We start from the raw sequence: 16,519 nt of genomic DNA on the forward strand, positions 1-16,519 counted from the left end.
CGGCGCGCCATGATCGTACTACTAAGCTGCGGTGGGCTATGATGGCATTGATCGCAATCGCTGCCATTTTGGTTGCCTATCCGGCTATTTGGCTCCTTGTTTCGAGTTCTTGGCCGATCACGACAACGCTCAGACATATTGCGTCCGCCCCCAACTGTGAGTTTGCCCGCTTAGTCGGCTTGGCACCCGCGAGGCGGGGGGAGCCCGGCTATTGGAAACACCACGACCGCGACGGGGATGGAATTGCTTGCGAGCCATGGCCGTCACGGCGGGGAGCTGCTTCGCCGGTATTTTCGACTAACAACGGCTAGACCAAAAGGCTCAACGGCCCAGTCGTTTTCGGCGCTCCCAACGGCTACTTCTTCAACAGTACTCCGATGGTTCGCGCCATTCGCCTAACCGATCCGGCGTGGCGGCCCAGTTCGGCGGCTATTCTCGATGCGCCAACTCCCTGCCGCGCGAGCCTAATTAATCGGCGGACCTCCTGCTCGGCCCATTGCTTTGGCTTTGGCGTTTTCATGGTGCGGCGCTCGATCCGCACCAGTTAACCAGCGAGCGTAATGACAGACACTTGGGAAATTTACGGGTGGGCTCCCTGCCTGAGGCCGGCCCTCGCCGTTGAACGGCGAGCTCGATGCTTGTCGGATCTCGGCCGTAAACCGGGCGTAGCGCTGCGCTTGCGACGAGCGCTGCTTGTGACCCCGCAGGTGACTTCCCCGTGTCTATCAAACGGTCTGCTGCTGAGGGTGAACCGGAAGCAGCTTGCAACTGGATCAACCGCCGTTTTTGATCCTAATCAGACAAAGCTCTGGTTCGTGTTGAGATGTCGCTGACCAGATAGTTCCAGTTGGATGATCGGTGTGCACGTCGTAGGTTTTCGAATGCGGCGAGCTGGGACTACCGTCGTTTAGGCGTGACAAAGGTGACGCCCAGGGGATTTCCCTTGGCGATAGCGGCGGGCGCGCCTAGGGCGCTATGCCCCACGGCGTACCGCACCGCGCCCGAACTGTCGGTGGCGTCAGAGCACTGGAGACGTACTGAGGACACGCACAGATATGTTGTCGGGTCATCATTCTCGGTCCGGCACAGTTTTGAATCTTCGATCCTCCAACGGTTGATGAAGATTGCACCTGCGGTTTCGGCTGAAGGAAGTTGGAGATCCGCGCCCTGTACGTGCGTCGGGATTGTGATCACGACGACACGACCATCTGGGCTGAAAAACTCGCCTGAGCGACCGTCGGCTTCACCCTTGCTGTCAAGGTGCACCGATCAGCCGCGCAGTTGCTTCCGCATCTGTCAATGTCGTCCCACAATAATGTGTTTCTGCCGCGTGTTGCCCGACATCCGGCTGAAGGAGTTGGGGCTGTGAGGCGGGATCAAATGTCGGAAAGATTGTGTTACCTTGGACCAGATCGAACTCGTTCGTCCTAGAATCGAGCGGGTTAGGATCGAGCTTGGCCCTGCCAAGGATCTGGCCGTCTCTCGCCGACGCCGAACTGGAGCGCGGGGTAAAGATCAGAGAAAATGAGCGATCTGCACACTGCTCGTACTGAGCGCTTTGGCAGAGCCGACTTTCTTTGATGGACACGAGCAAAAGGTCACACCCCGCAGCCTCGGCTAAGCGCGTTCGGTCTTTGGGAGGCACTTCGGAGGGATTCCACCCCCGACAATAGTACTCGACGGTTTCGGTTAGAAAGTAGCGGCGATCAGGAGCCGATTTCCCATTTCCGACTGATCTCAGAGTCTTCCCGACGAGAAACTTGAGTGCCTCAGCGCCGTTCAGCATTACTTCATCGCCAGAAGCCGATCGCGCAGGGCTTGTGATATTGGTCGCAATCAACAGTAAGCCGACACCGCCCCACTTTCGCGGACCTTTTGCTGGTACAATCTTTGGCAACGAAACACCGTCAAGCCTAACCCACTTAGAAGCTAAAGCAGCTAAACACGATTGCAAGCTGAGATTGTTCGAAACTGCAACTGCACTGCTTGGTTCAGTGCCGCGAGAGTCGCCTCCTGGCCCATCTGTGACCTCGGAGAATGTCCGCTCTTCGTCCGATGTCGGGGGGTGACGGGACATCGGTCTGCCGCTCGCTCAATGAGTACATGACTTGGTCGGTTCGATCCTCCAATATCAAAAAAGGCCCCGCATCGCGGGGCCTTTGTCTTGTTGGGTCCGACCCGGCCTATCGCCGCGTGCCTACTCCGTATAGCTCGCGCTCGCGGCGGATGTCGTCGGGAGCGAGCGGCGGGCTTGCGGCGTCGAAGTCGGTCCAGCCGGCCTTCTGCCAGGCCGAGCTGCGGTCTCGAAGGTTCACGGACATCTCATCGAGCAGCGCATCGAGGCGGGCGCGATCCTGCTCGGGCACTTTCACGGCTCGCGAAACACGGCTGAAACAATCCTGAAACCCGATTGTCCTGAACTCCTCAGCCGCGGGCCCCGACCAACGGATCGAAAAGGAGAGACAATCATGATTCAGATCGGTTCGAAGGAAGAAGTCGCGTTGCTTTTGGCGCTGTTCGGCACCCACACTCAGCCGGTCAGGAAGCCGAAGCCGAAATCCTCGCGCGGGTGAGGCGCGAATCGCATGTCGGGTTTGGCCGATTGCCAGAGCCTCCTGCGTCTTTTGATCGCGAGGGGAGATCCCCAGGCGATCCCGCTCGCCGAAAATGCCATCGATCAGTATCTGGCCATCACGCCGGCCAGCGCGCGTGGGCGCGGCCTGTGCGAGCTCCAGCGCGACGCACGCGACCAGCACGGGGCCGCGGTCGGCGTGCAGCGCTCGTTCGCGGAGACGGTGGACGCCTACATTGCACGAAAGCTGACGGAGGAATGAGCGGGCCTTGGAGGGGCAGGCAGACGAGGCGATCGACCTGCGCGACGACGGCGGTCCCGTGATGCAGGTGACATTCTGGTTTGAGATCGAGAATCTCAAGACGCGATCGCGCGCGCGATCATTGAGGCGTGAGCAAGTTCGGCGGCGGCTGCTCGGGCTCCAGCACGGCGATCTTGCGGCCGAGCTGCCAGACCTCGACCTTGCCGTGGCGGGTGAACTGCCGTGCGAAGGTGAGGGCGGAGGCGTCGGACGCCGCCTCGAACGCCTCGGCGGAGCGGAAGACGCCATCATCGCCGACGAGGTAAGCGCGATATTGATGGCAGTGATCGCTCATGTCGGAGTCCTCAGCCCCGGCGAATGCAGCCAGGCGTCGATCTGCATGGCGGTCTCATCCTGCCGCGCCTTGCGCAGCAGCAGTTCGCGGCGGCGTCCCGGCGCCAACACGCGGGCTTCGTCGCGACAGCGCGCGGCCTCGTCTGCCAGCCGTTCGGAAAGTGTCTTGGTTTGTTTGAAGCGTCGCCGCTTCAGCATGGCGCATCTCCCTTTGTCTAAGTGGGGCGGGAGCGCAATCAGGGCGTTCTCATCACCGATAAATGCCACGGACCGTGCGGTGATAGGTTAACCCTACGCCTCCATCTGCGGAGAGTCTGTATCTTTTGATATGCTGCGAGAGCTAATTTTCGGGTGCAATTTCAGCCGTTTGTGCCACTTACTCATCTTGAGTGCAGGCAATTTGTAATGTCCAGTTTTGAACAAAGGCAGCCTCAGGTCGTTGACCCTCATCACCGGCCAAGGCTTTGTCCGTGGGCGTCGGTGGCTGAGAGACCGAGCGCGCTCCCGCCTGCAAAGCAAGGGAGCACGGCCGTGCCGGACAACGACAATCATACGCGCCGCATTCACGACGAGGCTGCCGCTATCGCGAGGCAGAGTGCATACATTCGCGACCTCGTCGCGCGATCGTGCGAGATCCTGAAGCAGCCGGTGCCGGACACGTTTCTGGGCCGCAGGACCCACGAGCCTTTCCCCGGCGAGCCCAGCTCTTCGCCGGAGGACGAGCGCTGACCGTCGTCGCGATCGCGACTGTCGGCAGCAGGCCGGTTTGCAGCGCGCGGATTTGCCTGGCATGGGCGCAAATGGCCCGGTCGGCTTCGAGGAGGGCGGCATCGGCGCGCGCCAACAAGGGATCGCGCATTGATCCGCGCACGGCGATGCAACGCGGCATCTTGCCGCTCGTTCCCGGCAGCGGTGGCGCCGGGCGCCGACGAGGTCGTGAAGACGCAGCTGTAACGGACCGGACGCCGCACGTATATCACCGGCAATCTGCGAGAGGCGGGGAGCAGCCAGGGGAAGTAGGCGGCGTTCGTAAGTCCTGTCTGCGCTCGCACGAGCGACGGATCAATCTCTCCCGTTGGCGAAGCCAAACCAGGCGAATGGGAGCGTTGCGGCGCAGAGGGCTGCCATGGGAAAGAACGCGGCTCCGGCCCACGAGACGTAGAGTGCACCAGACGCGAAGGTGAGTACCGCCGTGACCACGCCCGAGCCAAATGCATAAAGAGCGTGTGCAGTTGCGGCGACACTTGGTGCGACCAAGGTTGTCATCATCCGCATGCAAGCGAGGTGAAGCAAAGCGAATGTCAACCCGTGTAACGGCTGTATTAGTGAGAGCAGCAACACCGAGGTGGTTGCGCCGGCTACAGACCAGCGAATGACTCCCGCCGTAGCCGCCAAAACGGCCGCACTACGCACCCCAAGCCGATCGAGGAGCTCTCAACCGGCGAGCATGAACACCAACACCTCAGCAAGTACCGCCTCCGACCAAAGGAAGCTAATCGCGGAAGTGCTAATGTCGGCTTGGCTCCGCCTGATCACAGCAAACGCATCGTGCACAGCATGGCTGCCATAGACAAAAGCTGTGACGACAAGAACGATTCGAAACCGCGAGATCCTGAGTAGAGCTTGCAGCTCTGACGCAGGAAAGAATGGCGCGGTTTGCAATGCGGCTTGACCAGCCCGGGGCACCAGTGCTGTGGCGCCAGCGGCGGCGATCAGGAAGACAGCATTCATCCAGATAATCGGCGAGAGATCCGTGGGGCTTATCAGCTGTCCAGCAGTCAATGTCCCCAATACGAATGCCGCGGCGGCGGAACCGCGGATCCACCCATACTCGAATTGTCTTCAGGGCCTCGCCGTATTGACCGACAACGCACCAGCTATCGAGGTGGTAGGGGCGAGAGCGGCAGCCTGAATGAGGGTAACAACCAGCAACAACCAGAACGCTTCAGCGCCAAACAGTGCGACGGCTGCCGAAGCCGCCAAGGCAGCGCGGCCTGCGAGCACGAGGCGCAATGACCCGAGCAAATCCGCCAGCATTGCAACGAGCGGTCCAGAAACAAGCCGCATTATCATTGCGACAGCGAGGGGAAACCGATCTGCTAGTGGTGCACGAATACGCACAGGGGGCGACCCATGGTTTGCTGTGTTGCGTCACACGAAGTGTGACGCCTTAGATCCGAGCGTGCTCTCGGCTTGCATCGCGATCGGGGCCCCACAGACAGGCGGTCCGATTGCGGTATTCGTTGCGATAGCGCGATGACTGCGAGCGTCCAGCGGGGCTCGAGATTTCCGGGATGGTTGACATAGCTGAGCAGGCGCGATTGCCCGTGATTCAGCTGATTTATCCAAGCCCGATCACGTTCGCAGCTCAACCCAGAAGGCGATTCCGCCGGAACATAAAACCAGTCGGAACGAATTTTCTGGAGACCTCAAGGGCGCGGCTTTCGCAGCTTTCCAGCGCAATCTTCTGGGAGAGCATGACGTCTCCGATTGGCAGTTCGCCCCGCGGCAGGAAACACAGCCCGACCGTCGGACCTCCCCTTTCGTCGACCTCGCAGACATTCGCCCCTCTGCCCGCGTAGATCCTGTACTGCTTGCCGGTGTCCCCGCCGATCACCTCGAAATAGCCTTGTGCCGCGAACTGCGCCGATTGCGCCGGCGATAGCCACTCGCGCAAGAGCCGCAGCGAGCGGCCCTCCGGCGTTCTTTCGGCGCCCAATCGGATGAAGAGCGCGCGGATAGCTCTCTTGCGCGAGCGTTCACGCGGGCGAGATGGGCTGAAGCCCAACATAGCGCGGGGTGATCAACCCCCGACCAGTCTAGGGAAGAAGACGGTTTCCTCAGCGGTCGGATCGAATGAGCGGATCTGCGTGACCTGACCCGGGCCCGTCCGGACCGCCGCCGTGAAACCGCCATCTGTGAGCGCGTAGAAGCGCCGCTGCGCGTTCGCCAGCTCTCGTGCGTCGTCAGGATTGAATGGGTGATGGCTGTCGCCGGTACGGTCCATCACGATCTGGATTGCCATGATCTTCCTCCTCGGAATGCTGAGGGCCAGGGACCTGACTAAGTATCCGACTGATGCTGTGGTGGTTCAAGAGGAGAAGTTGCGGTCGCGAACTTTCGGACATAAGGCCCCGAGCTGATCTTGGCCGGATAATAAGAAAGACGCAGAACCATTGTCGCGCGTTGCCGAGTCACGGCGCCAGGCAGGAGCACCTCGACGCTGACCTTGCGATAATAGTAAATGATCCTGGCGCGCACCTATGAAGCAGCGCGGCGATGTGGACATACCCCCGTTTGCATTTGCGAAACGCCCAGGCTGTGCGCTGCCTGCTATGTCGAGGGGCGTGATGGCCGGCGCCGACCGTTTCCCGTGCTGCCTTCGCGGTCTGTTTGCTTGAGCGCCGTTCGTTGGCCTTTTTCGAGTAAACAGATGAACTTTCCTGATTGCCCGCTGGACGTGTGGTCAGATCGCGCCGAGGCCCCGCCATCGCATCTGCCGATGCGGCAACCGGCACCAGGCTTAGTGCGGCGGGGGAAGGCAAAGGGAGCAAGAGGCGGCCCACCTGTGTTCATTGACGGCTTGCAGGAACGAACGCCAGCCGCAGCATCGCAAGTACTTTGGTGGACGGTCGCCTTCGGGCGGCCTTTTTCTATTGGTATCCGCACAAACGACCTCGGTTTGGGGTCCGAGGTCGCCAACCTTGGGGAAGGTTTGCTCCCGACGGGGGCTTTTGACTTGGGGACTGGTCGGGAGCTTAGATTCGACTCGGCATCGGGAAAGTCGTTCCGCTTGCCGACTAAATAAAACGGCCCCGGCGTCGTTCGCTGGGGCCGTTGCATTTCCGGATGCCGTTCCGATCGCTTGCAGCTTCTCGGGTCACTCCGAGAGGTGCCGGTTCACATTTGCGGGCCCGCTGTAGTCCCTCGGGAGGCGCTCGCCCAGGAACGTTTAGCCCCGCCCGGCGTCGAATGGCGACGAAACCCGCGGTTCGCCTATGAACAGAGAGGTTGCTTATGCGATCTCGATATTCATCGTCCTCTTCGGCGTCTGGATCATTGCTGCCGGCCTGTCCTCCGGCTCACCTGTCCTATGGATCGTCGTCGGGCTTGTCCCCATAGTGATCGGGCTTGTAAGCGCTTTCGGTCCCACCTGATGGGTTCGTCCCCTTCCTGAAGCGGAACGGCACTATGCCCGTAGAGTTGTTCCTAGAGAAGCGAACGTGGATCTAATCGAGATCGAGCGCGCGTTCTTAAAGCAGCTGTCTTCCGAACCGTGGATCAGCACTCCAATGTTCGTCACGAACTCGTCGCGCGGCTGGTGGAGTTAGGTCTGGTTGATGCAGCCCCCAAACATCGCTTTGAGCGGATACAGGTGCCACTTACGAGCTATCTGCGCTCTATAGCGCGACAATCAGGATGAGAGCGCGTCTCACCCTGATCGCCGCCGCGCATGCGCTCCTTCTCTCAAAAGCTTGGGGCCAAATCCCGCGTCAGTTTTTATGGATGGAGGCGGTCGCCGGCCGGTAGCCCTTGCGCTCGTCCTCCGGCGCTCTCTGGCATGAAATTCCGGGTGCACTCCGCTGGCACGGTCCTTGCCAATCCAGCGTATCTTCCGTCGATCCTGGCAGGGAGCCGTTTCGCGATGAAACAGAAATCTCGAGTCCCAACGCCGCGCAAGCCCACTCTGACACACATGGTCTCCGATCTGGTGAGATTGCTTAAAGCAATGGACGACCTTGAGGGGCTGAGAGAGAAGGTCCGGCTTCCTGAGAACAACCAGAGACCGCATTAGCCCGAAACGGATTGTCACGAGACCGCCTATCGCAATCAGGCTGGGAAATGCGTCGGCTTGGAAGCTCTCGCCTCCCAATGTGGAAATCCTCCGATTGAAGTAGCTCAAGGCGCCGACAAAGCTGGTGCAGTCAACGGGGCAGCGATCCACTTGTTGATGGATCGGGCTCAAGAGGCGTGTGTGAAACGGCCAAAGCGATGTTGTTGCGAAGATCTGCGAATCGACAGTCCTCGCGCGCGATTCTGGTCTCGTCAGAGCATACAGGTGATTGCCGGCCTCCTTCTCGTCGCACCGGCGATGACCTTGCCGATCCAAGCCGCCATCGATCCGGCGACAGGACCTCGGTACATGGGTCACGCTTCAGCAGATCGCGATCAATGGCAGAGGATCGATTTCCGATCGGAGCGGCTGTCCGTCCGAACAGCGCAGCACATCAATGTTGCCATCCAGACCCGAGGACCGGCCATGCAGGGCCTCATCCGTATTCCGGGCTGTCCGGTTCACCGCCGGCTCCGCACACCCTCAAAGCTCATCAGCCAAATCGAGTGCCTCGACAAACGCGTCGATCACGCGAACGGGGTTGCTCTCGTCAATGAAATCATAGAGGCATTCGGGCAACAGCGTCCGCTGCCCCACGATCCGCCTCTTCAACGAAGCGCCTCATAGCAGCCAGCGTTTTCAAACAGACAGGGTCACAAGCCGCCGATCATGCTCGATTCGGGGTAAGTTCCGCTTTGCCTTTGGAAGGACGTCTATGACACACGTTAGACCGCGCGCATCGCCGTTTGCGCTTGAGGTGACTGCGGCCATGGGCAGTGTTGGTCCCCTACAAGTCGGTCCCCTAATCGCTTCAAAGTAGGTAGTGCCGTAGAGCTCAGACCGCGCCGGCGACGGCCGGGTTCTTTGTTTTGCGCAACTATGGAGGGGCAGTTGCGCAAGACGCGACATCGCAGAGTTTCAACAGACAATCCGCGATTTCGGGCACAGTAGATGATCAAGAAACCCGCCGGAGCGCGTGATTTCTTCTCGGCTCCTCAATTTCCGGCCGCTACGGCTGACCTTGGCCCGCTGGTAAACTGTTCAGTGCGCCGGCTCAGTGAACGGCGAGAGGTCCGGATGGGTGAAGAAAAGCACAGGCGCGTGATCAAGATCATCACGCAAGAAGCGCGATACTCCGATGATCGCGGCGGTCAGCCGCTTCCTTGAGTTGTTGGTGACCGCGGACCGGATTTCCCGAGAGTAAACTTGACCATCGGGGTGTTCCTGAGCGGAGATATTTTCCCGATTGGGAAATTCCATTGCCAGGAAACCGTTTCTGACCATTGATTTTCCCGCTCGGGAAATTAACTTGCTTTTGGGGTACTTTTCAGGTTAACATTCCCGTTCGGGAAAATCGACATGGCCATCACGACCACCTCAGAGCTCGGCGCGACGATTCGGAACCGGCGGACCTCCTTAGGTCTTCGGCAGCAGGATCTTGCCTTGGCGGCAAACGTCGGCGTCCGCTTTATCGTCGACGTCGAGAATGGCAAGGAGACAAGCCAGCTCGGTTTGGTCCTCCGCCTGCTGCAGGCGCTCGGCATCCGGCTGACGGCGGAAATGAGCCCAGTGCCAGCGGCTCGGCCGGCCAGCGAGGAATCCCAAACTTTCGACCCCGACAACTTCACGCCGTCGCCATGACCAGCAAGTCAAAAGCCGGCGGCACTGGCGAGACCCTGGAAGTCCGGTACGGCAACAAGCTCGTCGGGCTGCTGCGCCGGCGTTCAGAAGAGATCCAGGACATCGAGTTCGTCTACGATGAAGCGTGGGCGAAGGACCCCCACGCGTTCGCCGTCTCGACCCGCATGCCGCTCGCGCAAGGCGTTCACGAGCCGGACGTCGTGTACCGATGGTTTTTGAACCTGCTGCCAGAAGGCCGGATGCTGCGGACGGTGGGCACCATTCTCAAGATTCCGGAGGCGAACGTGTTCGCGCTCCTCGAGGAGTTGGGAGAGGACCTTCCGGGCGCGCTCGAAGTCCATCGCCCCGCGGACCAGCGGCCGAAGCGCACGCCGCGCTATAAGCGACTGACGGAAGCCGAACTCGCCGCGGCCATCCTTCGTCTTCCGGAGAAGCCACTTCTCGTTGGCGAGGAGGGCATCCACATGTCTGTGGCCGGCGCGCAGGACAAGCTTCCTGTGGTTCAGTATCCGGACGGCGACATCGGCCTCGCGCTCGACGGCGCGCCGACGACGCATATCCTCAAGCCGGCCAACAAGCACTTCTGCAACGCCGTCGAGAACGAGGCCTTCTGCCTTCGCTTGGCGGCCAAGGTGAAGCTGCCCGTCGCCGAATGCACGATCGGAAATGCGGAGGGTCTCGATTACCTGCTGGTGAAGCGCTACGACCGCGAGCCCCACGGGCGTAGCCTCCGCAGAATTCATCAGGAGGATTTCTGCCAGGCCACGGGGCACATCCCGTCGACGAAATACGAATCCAATCCGGCGACCAAGCTGCGTGGGCCGACCCTGAAAGACTGCTTCGACGTCCTGCGGAACACCCAGGCAGGTGCCTTCAACGCCGCCCGCTTCGTCGATTTCTTTGTCTTCAACGTTCTCTGCGGAAACGTCGATGCGCACTCGAAGAACTATTCGCTGCTGCTGCAGTCGGGCGGCGCCGTCTTCATGGCACCGCTCTACGACGTCATGACCGGCGACATCTATCCGGACGTCACGCGAAACCTGGCGATGAAGATCGCTGGCAAGAACCGCGGTCACTACATCTACGCCCGACATTGGGATCGGATGGCGGAGGAAAACCAGCTTTCCGGCGCGCAGGTAAGGCGCCGCGTCGCCGAATTGTCTCAGGCTGTCCTCGATGCGCTGCCGTCCGTCGTCGAAGAGTTGAACGCGTTGAAGACGTCGCCGGTCTACCAGAAAATCTCGGACTACATCGCCGGCTATTGCCGCGACATGCTGCGGAATCTGAAAAGCGACGCCAGGGACGAGCCCGAAGAGGACCCGGACCACGAGGCCGCCACGCGTCCACCGGGGTTCGCCTGAACATTTGAACTGCATCGCGACGGTGCAGTTAGTCTGAAATACGTAAAGCCCCGCCAGCGATGGCGGGGCTTTACGTATTTCAAATTGTCCGTCCAAGGACGAGCGTCGATCGATCGGACTTTTGTCCGCTTTACCTCAAAGAGCCGGCATCCAGGATGGCGATAGGATCGTCAGCTACGGGCCCAGGCCGTGTGAAAATCCGGCAACTTGGGGAGCTCCGGTGCATTGCGGCCGCCGAGCTTCTATTCGGTGGAATCGACCTCCTGTCATCTCGGTGGCAACCAGGAGCTTCGTGCAGGCGCTGATTTGGTCGTGCAGAGGCCGGCCTCACGCCTGCATCGCCTCCAGCAATCCGCCTACGCGCACGAGCATCATCACGCGCTTCATGTTGTAGGCGAGCACGTTGAGCGCCATCTCGGGGGCCACCTTTGGCAGCTTTTTCGTGAGAAAGTGCGTTGCTCCCATCCAACACTTCATCGTGCCGAACGGATGCTCCGCTGTCTGACGGCGGACACCCATTGCATTGGGGTTGTGGTCGAGCCGATCCTGAACTTTTTCCAGAACGGCCTCATGCTCCCAGCGTGAGATGCGGCGCTCGGGACCTGTCGTGCACTGAGCTCTTAGCGCGCAGGTCTTGCAGGTGCTTGTCCAATATCGGCGCAGTGTCTTTCCGTCCTCTACGTTCGTATAGTGATAAGTTAGCCGCTCGCCGGCGGGACAGCGATAAACATCATTGGCGGCGACATAGACGAAGTCCTGTTTGCCGAAGCGGCCAGCAGCCCGAAGTCATCGGCTTCGGCAACGTCACCGTGATGTCGGCTTCCTCGTAGGCCCTGATCTCCTCGCCATCGTAATAGCCGCGATCTGCCACGACTTCGAGAGTCTCGACAGCCATCTCGTCGCGAGCCTGCCTGGCCATGTTGGCGAGTTGGTGTCGATCGCTGCCCACGTTGGTCACCTCGTGAGCCACAATGAGATGATGCTGCGTATCAACTGCAATCTGCACGTTGTAGCCAACGATCCCGGTGTCCCTGCCACTTGTCGCCATCGAGCGCGCGTCAGGATCGGTCAGCGAGATCTGCTTGTCCTCACTCATTATCATCTCCGCGTTGATCGTGTTGAGCCGGATGATCTACTCCTTGAGCTTCTCGATCTTGCCCTTTAACCGCTCAACCTTCGCCTCCGGCACCGCGTCGCCATGCCGATCAGCGGTCTCGAGCTGCGATGCTCTCATCGATCCGCTCAAGACGCCGCTTCATCTTGGCCTCGGTAAAGTTCTTGTCCCGCGCATTGACAGCCTCGAACTTTGACCCGTCAATGGCGACGCTTGCTGCACTGAACAGATCAAGCTTGCGGCACAGTGCGACGAACTCGCGACAGACCTCACGAATGGCCTTGCCATTGTCCTTGCGGAAGTCCGCAAATGGTCTTGAAGTCCGGCGCCAGCTGCCCGGTCAACCAGATCATCTCGATATTGCGCTGGCATTCCCGCTCCAGCCGTCGGCTCGACGGCACGCGATTGAGGTAGCCGTAGATGTAGAGCTTGAGCATAACAGCGGGGTGATAGCTGGGTCGGCCGATATCGAGTGGCTGGACGCCAACGAAGCCGAGCTTATCCAGATCGAGACCGTCGACGAATATGTCGACCGCTCGGACCGGATTATCCCCGCTCACATAGTCATCGAGCGACGACGGAAACAGCGTGCTCTGCCCCCGATCCAACCCTTCAACAAAGCGCTTCATCAGATGCCCCGCAAAATCGTGCGGGAATCTTATCGCCCGAATCACAGCAAACAGAGCCTTTTCACACAGGTGCGCCGGGAGACCGGCAAGGAGTAGGTGGTGCAAGTCCACTACGATGAAGGAATAGCGAACCGCATCGACCCCGAGCCGTGCGCAGGTATCCGCGAGGATGTCGGCGAAGCGTCGGTAGGGGGACGTGCAGGCCAACCATTGAGCCGCGATAGAAAAGTGATCCCGGGTGCCGACGCTGTCTGTGTAGCGGAAGGCAACATGCTCAAGAGCGTCATCGCAAGCGCTTGGGTAACCCGGCGTGGTCGAAGAACTTGGCATGCACGCACGCTCCCTGCACGGGAACCGGGAGGTCTCCGGGTTGGCCGAAAGCCCCTCTGGGTAGACGGTCCGCGACGGGAAGGCGAGGAGCCGTAGCCGTCGATGCACGATCCGGAGAAGTCTGACTCTGCCGTAGTAGCTGGGAAGTCGCCGAACAAAGCCGGGCCACCGGCGGCGGAGGCGGCGGAGCAAAGGGCAGGGACCAAGTGGAATGCGGATCAGCAAAGCACGCACCGGACGCAGACCCGGGCGCGCGTGACCCAGGCGCTGAGCCGCGTACGGCAAGCCGCAAGGCAAAGGAAGAAGGAGCGGTTCACCGCGCTTCTCCATCAGGTCAACGTCGACACGCTCCAGGTGGCATTCTACGCGCTCAAACGCAAAGCTGCCGCTGGAGTCGATGGGGTGACCTGGCAGGACTACGAAGTGAACCTTGAGCGCAATCTCGAGGATCTCCACGGAAGAGTCCACCGAGGAGCGTATCGGCCTCATCCATCGCGTCGGACATACATACCGAAGGCGGATGGCCGACAACGGCCGCTGGCGATCGCGGCCCTGGAGGACAAGATCGTCCAGGGCGCTTGCGCCATGGTGCTCAACGCCATCTACGAGGAGGATTTCCTCGGGTTCTCGTACGGGTTCCGACCTGGACGAGGGCCGCACGATGCGCTGGACGCCTTGGCGGTGGCGGTCACCAGCCGGAAGGTGAACCACATACTTGACGCCGACATCCGGGACTTCTTTGGCAGCGTCAACCATGACTGGTTGATCCGCTTCCTGGAGCACCGCATCGGCGACAAGCGCATCATCCGTCTGATCCGTAAATGGCTCAAGGCGGGCATCCTCGAAGACGGGATCGTATCCGTAGCTGACAGTGGGACTGGCCAAGGTTCGGTGATCTCACCACTCCTCGCCAACATCTACCTGCACTACGTGTTCGACCTGTGGGCCGATCGCTGGCGACGGCAAGAGGCCCGCGGCGGCATGATCGTCGTGCGCTATGCAGATGATCTGGTCGCAGGCTTCGAGCATGAGGACGACTCCCGTCGATTCCTTGATGCACTGCGTGAGCGGTTCGGGGCATTCTCGCTGTCGCTCCATCCGGGCAAGACCCGCTTGATTGAGTTCGGACGCCATGCGGCAGTCGAGCGCAAGAAGCGTGGCATCAGTAGACCGGAGACCTTCGCGTTCTTGGGCTTCACCTTCATCTGCGGGAAATCTCGACGGGGTGCCTTCCAACTACAGCGGAAGACCCGGCGCGACCGCATGCGGGCGAAGCTGCAGGAAATCAAGGCGGAGCTGCGGCAAAGAATGCATCAGCCTATCCCGTCTCAGGGACACTGGCTGAGGCAAGTCGTTACAGGTCACTTCGCCTATTATGCCGTGCCCACAAATAGTCGGGCGCTCTCAGCGTTCCGGCATTACGTGGCCGACCTCTGGCGCCGCACGCTTCGGCGGCGCAGCCAGAAAGACGGCTTCACGTGGGAGCGAATGACGAAGTTGGTCGCCGACTGGCTTCCCGCGCCGCGCATCCTTCATCCATGGCCCGACCGGCGCTTCGCCGTTAAACACCCGAGGTAAGAGCCGGATGCTCGAATCGGGCTTGTCCGGATTCTGTGCGGGGGGTGTCCAGCAATGGGCATCCCTACCGCGATCCTGGACCAAGACCCGACGAATGCATCGCAGCAAACGGCCACCTCAATCAACCACTCGTCAAATCCGTTCTGAAGTCAGTTGGCGGGTTTGAAGATGTCGACTGCTATCAAAGTGACGGGCTCCTTACCGTCGTTATGATGCCAATGAGTAGTGTCTTTTGTAGCAGAAGACGTATCTCCCGGACCAAAGGTCTTCGACGTGCCGTCCGCAAGGGAGACCGTATCGTGCCCCTTGAGGAAGTAAACTACGGCGGGCCTGTCCTTGTGACTGTGCAATCCGATATGACCTCCCGGTTCAATAGTGAGCAATCGCAGTCGTAGTTGTCGCCCCGTCATTCCCTCAATTTCAGGACCCAGGTCAACAACGGTTGTCTTGCTCGCCGTAAATCCCTTGTTGTCCTGAGGAGCATCCTCGGAAGAGGCAACAATTGGGCATCCAAGGACAATTGCCAATGATAGCAAAGCAAAAACGATGTTGCCTGATTTCATGACGTCCTCCCTTCGAACAAAGAAGCCCGCCCGCACGGATTATTGCAAAAAGGCAATTAGCAAAGTACTTGCACAATAGTCGTCCAGAATTGAGGAGTGAACAAGCGAGGCCCGTCCTAATCCTTCGCACATGTGACCCGACGCAGCGGCACCGTTTCATTCCGGTGGGTCATTCCCTTTCGGCTCTTGTAAGAACTTCGGCAGGCGGCCCCGCGGCTCGCGATCACGCGGGGCGGGGCGTTCGGACGGGTCGCGGCCGAGCTTGGATTGCAGCTCGACGAGGTCGGTGAAGACGTCGGCCTGGCGGCGCAGCTCGTCGGCGATCATCGGTGGCTGGCTGGCCATGGTGGAGACCACGGTGACCCGCACGCCGCGGCGCTGGACGGCCTCGACCAGGGAGCGGAAGTCGCCGTCACCCGAGAACAGCACCATCTGGTCGATATGCTCGGCGAGCTCCATGGCGTCGACGGCAAGCTCGATGTCCATGTTGCCCTTGACCTTGCGGCGGCCGGAGGCGTCGATGAATTCCTTGGTCGCCTTGGTGACGACGGTGTAGCCGTTGTAGTCCAGCCAGTCGATCAGCGGGCGAATCGAGGAGTATTCCTGATCCTCGATGATGGCGGTGTAGTAGAACGCCCGAAGCAGCGTTCCGCGGCTCTGAAACTCCTTCAGCAGGCGCTTGTAATCGATGTCGAAGCCCAGAGTTTTCGCCGTCGCGTAGAGATTGGCGCCGTCGATGAAGAGCGCGATCTTGTCGGAAGGAGAGGGCATTTGTGCCGTTTGCAGAAGCTAAATGAAGGATTGAACGTGTAAGGATTTATCCGCCGAGCGCGAACAGGCGGACGCTTTATACAGATAGTCACCGGGGATACTGTGCGCCAAATGGGGTCGGCTCAAGGCGCTCGAGATCATGCCTCGGAACTCGTGCTGTAGACGAAAGTTGTTCTGTCAAATTTGTCATTTTTGCTGTCCGTTCTAGAAGCTTTTTTGAGGCTAGTCGCGTCATGACGTCTGGCGAATTTGCTCTCTTCGAATTCTCCATCAGAAGGCGCGGCCGTACTTGGCGGTGGTCTGTCTCAGATCAATGCGGGAATCTTCTGTTGGCAGGAAATGAGCGCAGCCGGCATCGGGCGCAATACATGGCTGCCCGAGCCATTTTCCAGTTTTTGTTGACAGCCCCTTATCGCAATCGACGAGATCTAAGGCAGCGCCGTCGGCGCCCTCCCATCCACACGAATGTCAGGATGCATTTCAATCCACGGTAACAGGCCGAGGAGGAGATCACAGCTTTCGGCGGTAGCC

Annotated in this window: 16 protein-coding genes and 2 pseudogenes; 7 read left to right on the plus strand and 11 right to left on the minus strand. The window is 60.1% G+C overall.

The window, feature by feature from the left end; genetic code table 11:
• Positions 1-41: 41 nt before the first annotated feature.
• Positions 42-311, plus strand: a complete 270-nt coding sequence (locus tag ACR9YP_RS17070) for an excalibur calcium-binding domain-containing protein (RefSeq protein WP_474221070.1) — start codon at positions 42-44, stop codon at positions 309-311.
• A gap of 1,872 nt (positions 312-2,183) precedes the next feature.
• Here ACR9YP_RS17070 and ACR9YP_RS17075 read toward each other — a convergent pair.
• Positions 2,184-2,366 carry a hypothetical protein gene (locus ACR9YP_RS17075; protein WP_244551445.1) on the minus strand — a complete coding sequence of 61 codons (183 nt, stop codon included), beginning with the start codon at positions 2,364-2,366 and terminating at the stop codon, positions 2,184-2,186.
• Positions 2,367-2,585: 219 nt separating this feature from the next.
• Here ACR9YP_RS17075 and ACR9YP_RS17080 point away from each other — a divergent pair, with 219 nt between their 5' ends.
• Entirely contained in the window at positions 2,586-2,834 is a 249-nt protein-coding gene (locus tag ACR9YP_RS17080) for a hypothetical protein (protein ID WP_438106640.1), read from the plus strand.
• Positions 2,835-2,952: 118 nt separating this feature from the next.
• On the opposite strand, the gene ACR9YP_RS17085 is transcribed toward ACR9YP_RS17080, so the two are convergent.
• Together ACR9YP_RS17085 and ACR9YP_RS17090 are read right to left on the minus strand one after the other, a co-directional pair.
• On the minus strand, positions 2,953-3,168 hold the full coding sequence (locus tag ACR9YP_RS17085) for a hypothetical protein (RefSeq protein ID WP_091898891.1): 216 nt from the start codon (positions 3,166-3,168) through the stop codon (positions 2,953-2,955).
• On the minus strand, positions 3,165-3,365 hold the full coding sequence (locus ACR9YP_RS17090) for a hypothetical protein (protein ID WP_370989743.1): 201 nt from the start codon (positions 3,363-3,365) through the stop codon (positions 3,165-3,167). The genes ACR9YP_RS17085 and ACR9YP_RS17090 overlap by 4 nt, the downstream gene beginning before the upstream one ends.
• Positions 3,366-3,698: 333 nt before the next feature.
• Between ACR9YP_RS17090 and ACR9YP_RS17095 the strand changes: the two genes are divergently transcribed.
• Entirely contained in the window at positions 3,699-3,896 is a 198-nt protein-coding gene (locus ACR9YP_RS17095) for a hypothetical protein (protein ID WP_438106643.1), read from the plus strand.
• 333 nt (positions 3,897-4,229) lie between these two features.
• Here the strand turns inward: ACR9YP_RS17095 and ACR9YP_RS17100 are convergent.
• The 4 genes and pseudogenes from ACR9YP_RS17100 to ACR9YP_RS17115 all read right to left on the minus strand — a co-directional run.
• Positions 4,230-4,586, minus strand: a pseudogene (locus tag ACR9YP_RS17100) (MFS transporter); the annotation flags it as partial.
• Between the two features lie 15 nt (positions 4,587-4,601).
• Complete coding sequence (locus ACR9YP_RS17105; protein ID WP_474220491.1) at positions 4,602-4,898, minus strand: hypothetical protein; 297 nt, start codon at positions 4,896-4,898, stop codon at positions 4,602-4,604.
• A 637-nt stretch (positions 4,899-5,535) separates the two neighbouring features.
• A complete protein-coding gene (locus ACR9YP_RS17110; RefSeq protein WP_438106645.1) occupies positions 5,536-5,958 on the minus strand; it encodes a hypothetical protein in 423 nt (140 codons plus the stop codon).
• A 12-nt stretch (positions 5,959-5,970) separates the two neighbouring features.
• The gene (locus tag ACR9YP_RS17115; protein WP_091898898.1) at positions 5,971-6,192 is read right to left on the minus strand and encodes a hypothetical protein; all 222 of its coding nucleotides are present in this window, start codon (positions 6,190-6,192) and stop codon (positions 5,971-5,973) included.
• A gap of 2,034 nt (positions 6,193-8,226) precedes the next feature.
• Between ACR9YP_RS17115 and ACR9YP_RS17120 the strand changes: the two genes are divergently transcribed.
• Positions 8,227-8,628 (plus strand): hypothetical protein, encoded by a 402-nt coding sequence (locus ACR9YP_RS17120; protein WP_474220492.1) that lies wholly within the window; start codon positions 8,227-8,229, stop codon positions 8,626-8,628.
• A gap of 414 nt (positions 8,629-9,042) precedes the next feature.
• Here the strand turns inward: ACR9YP_RS17120 and ACR9YP_RS17125 are convergent, their stop codons facing one another.
• A complete protein-coding gene (locus ACR9YP_RS17125) occupies positions 9,043-9,285 on the minus strand; it encodes a hypothetical protein (protein ID WP_474220493.1) in 243 nt (80 codons plus the stop codon).
• A 75-nt stretch (positions 9,286-9,360) separates the two neighbouring features.
• On the opposite strand from ACR9YP_RS17125, the gene ACR9YP_RS17130 reads away from it, so the two are divergent.
• Together ACR9YP_RS17130 and ACR9YP_RS17135 are read left to right on the plus strand one after the other, a co-directional pair.
• Positions 9,361-9,642, plus strand: a complete 282-nt coding sequence (locus ACR9YP_RS17130; protein ID WP_438106649.1) for a helix-turn-helix transcriptional regulator — start codon at positions 9,361-9,363, stop codon at positions 9,640-9,642.
• Complete coding sequence (locus ACR9YP_RS17135) at positions 9,639-11,003, plus strand: HipA domain-containing protein (protein ID WP_474220494.1); 1,365 nt, start codon at positions 9,639-9,641, stop codon at positions 11,001-11,003. Before ACR9YP_RS17130 ends, ACR9YP_RS17135 begins: the two co-directional genes overlap by 4 nt.
• Before the next feature lie 327 nt (positions 11,004-11,330).
• Here the strand turns inward: ACR9YP_RS17135 and ACR9YP_RS17140 are convergent.
• Positions 11,331-12,746 (minus strand): annotated as a pseudogene (locus ACR9YP_RS17140) (IS1182 family transposase).
• Positions 12,747-13,178: 432 nt separating this feature from the next.
• Here ACR9YP_RS17140 and ltrA point away from each other — a divergent pair.
• Complete coding sequence (gene ltrA / locus ACR9YP_RS17145) at positions 13,179-14,654, plus strand: group II intron reverse transcriptase/maturase (protein WP_474220495.1); 1,476 nt, start codon at positions 13,179-13,181, stop codon at positions 14,652-14,654.
• Positions 14,655-14,803: 149 nt separating this feature from the next.
• On the opposite strand, the gene ACR9YP_RS17150 is transcribed toward ltrA, so the two are convergent.
• Positions 14,804-15,217 carry a cupin domain-containing protein gene (locus ACR9YP_RS17150; protein WP_474220496.1) on the minus strand — a complete coding sequence of 138 codons (414 nt, stop codon included), beginning with the start codon at positions 15,215-15,217 and terminating at the stop codon, positions 14,804-14,806.
• 156 nt (positions 15,218-15,373) lie between these two features.
• Positions 15,374-15,988: a LabA-like NYN domain-containing protein gene (locus ACR9YP_RS17155; protein WP_474220497.1), complete on the minus strand. Its 615-nt coding sequence runs from the start codon at positions 15,986-15,988 to the stop codon at positions 15,374-15,376.
• Positions 15,989-16,519: the final 531 nt, after the last annotated feature.

The sequence above is a fragment of the Bradyrhizobium sp. BR14999 genome (assembly GCF_056106085.1).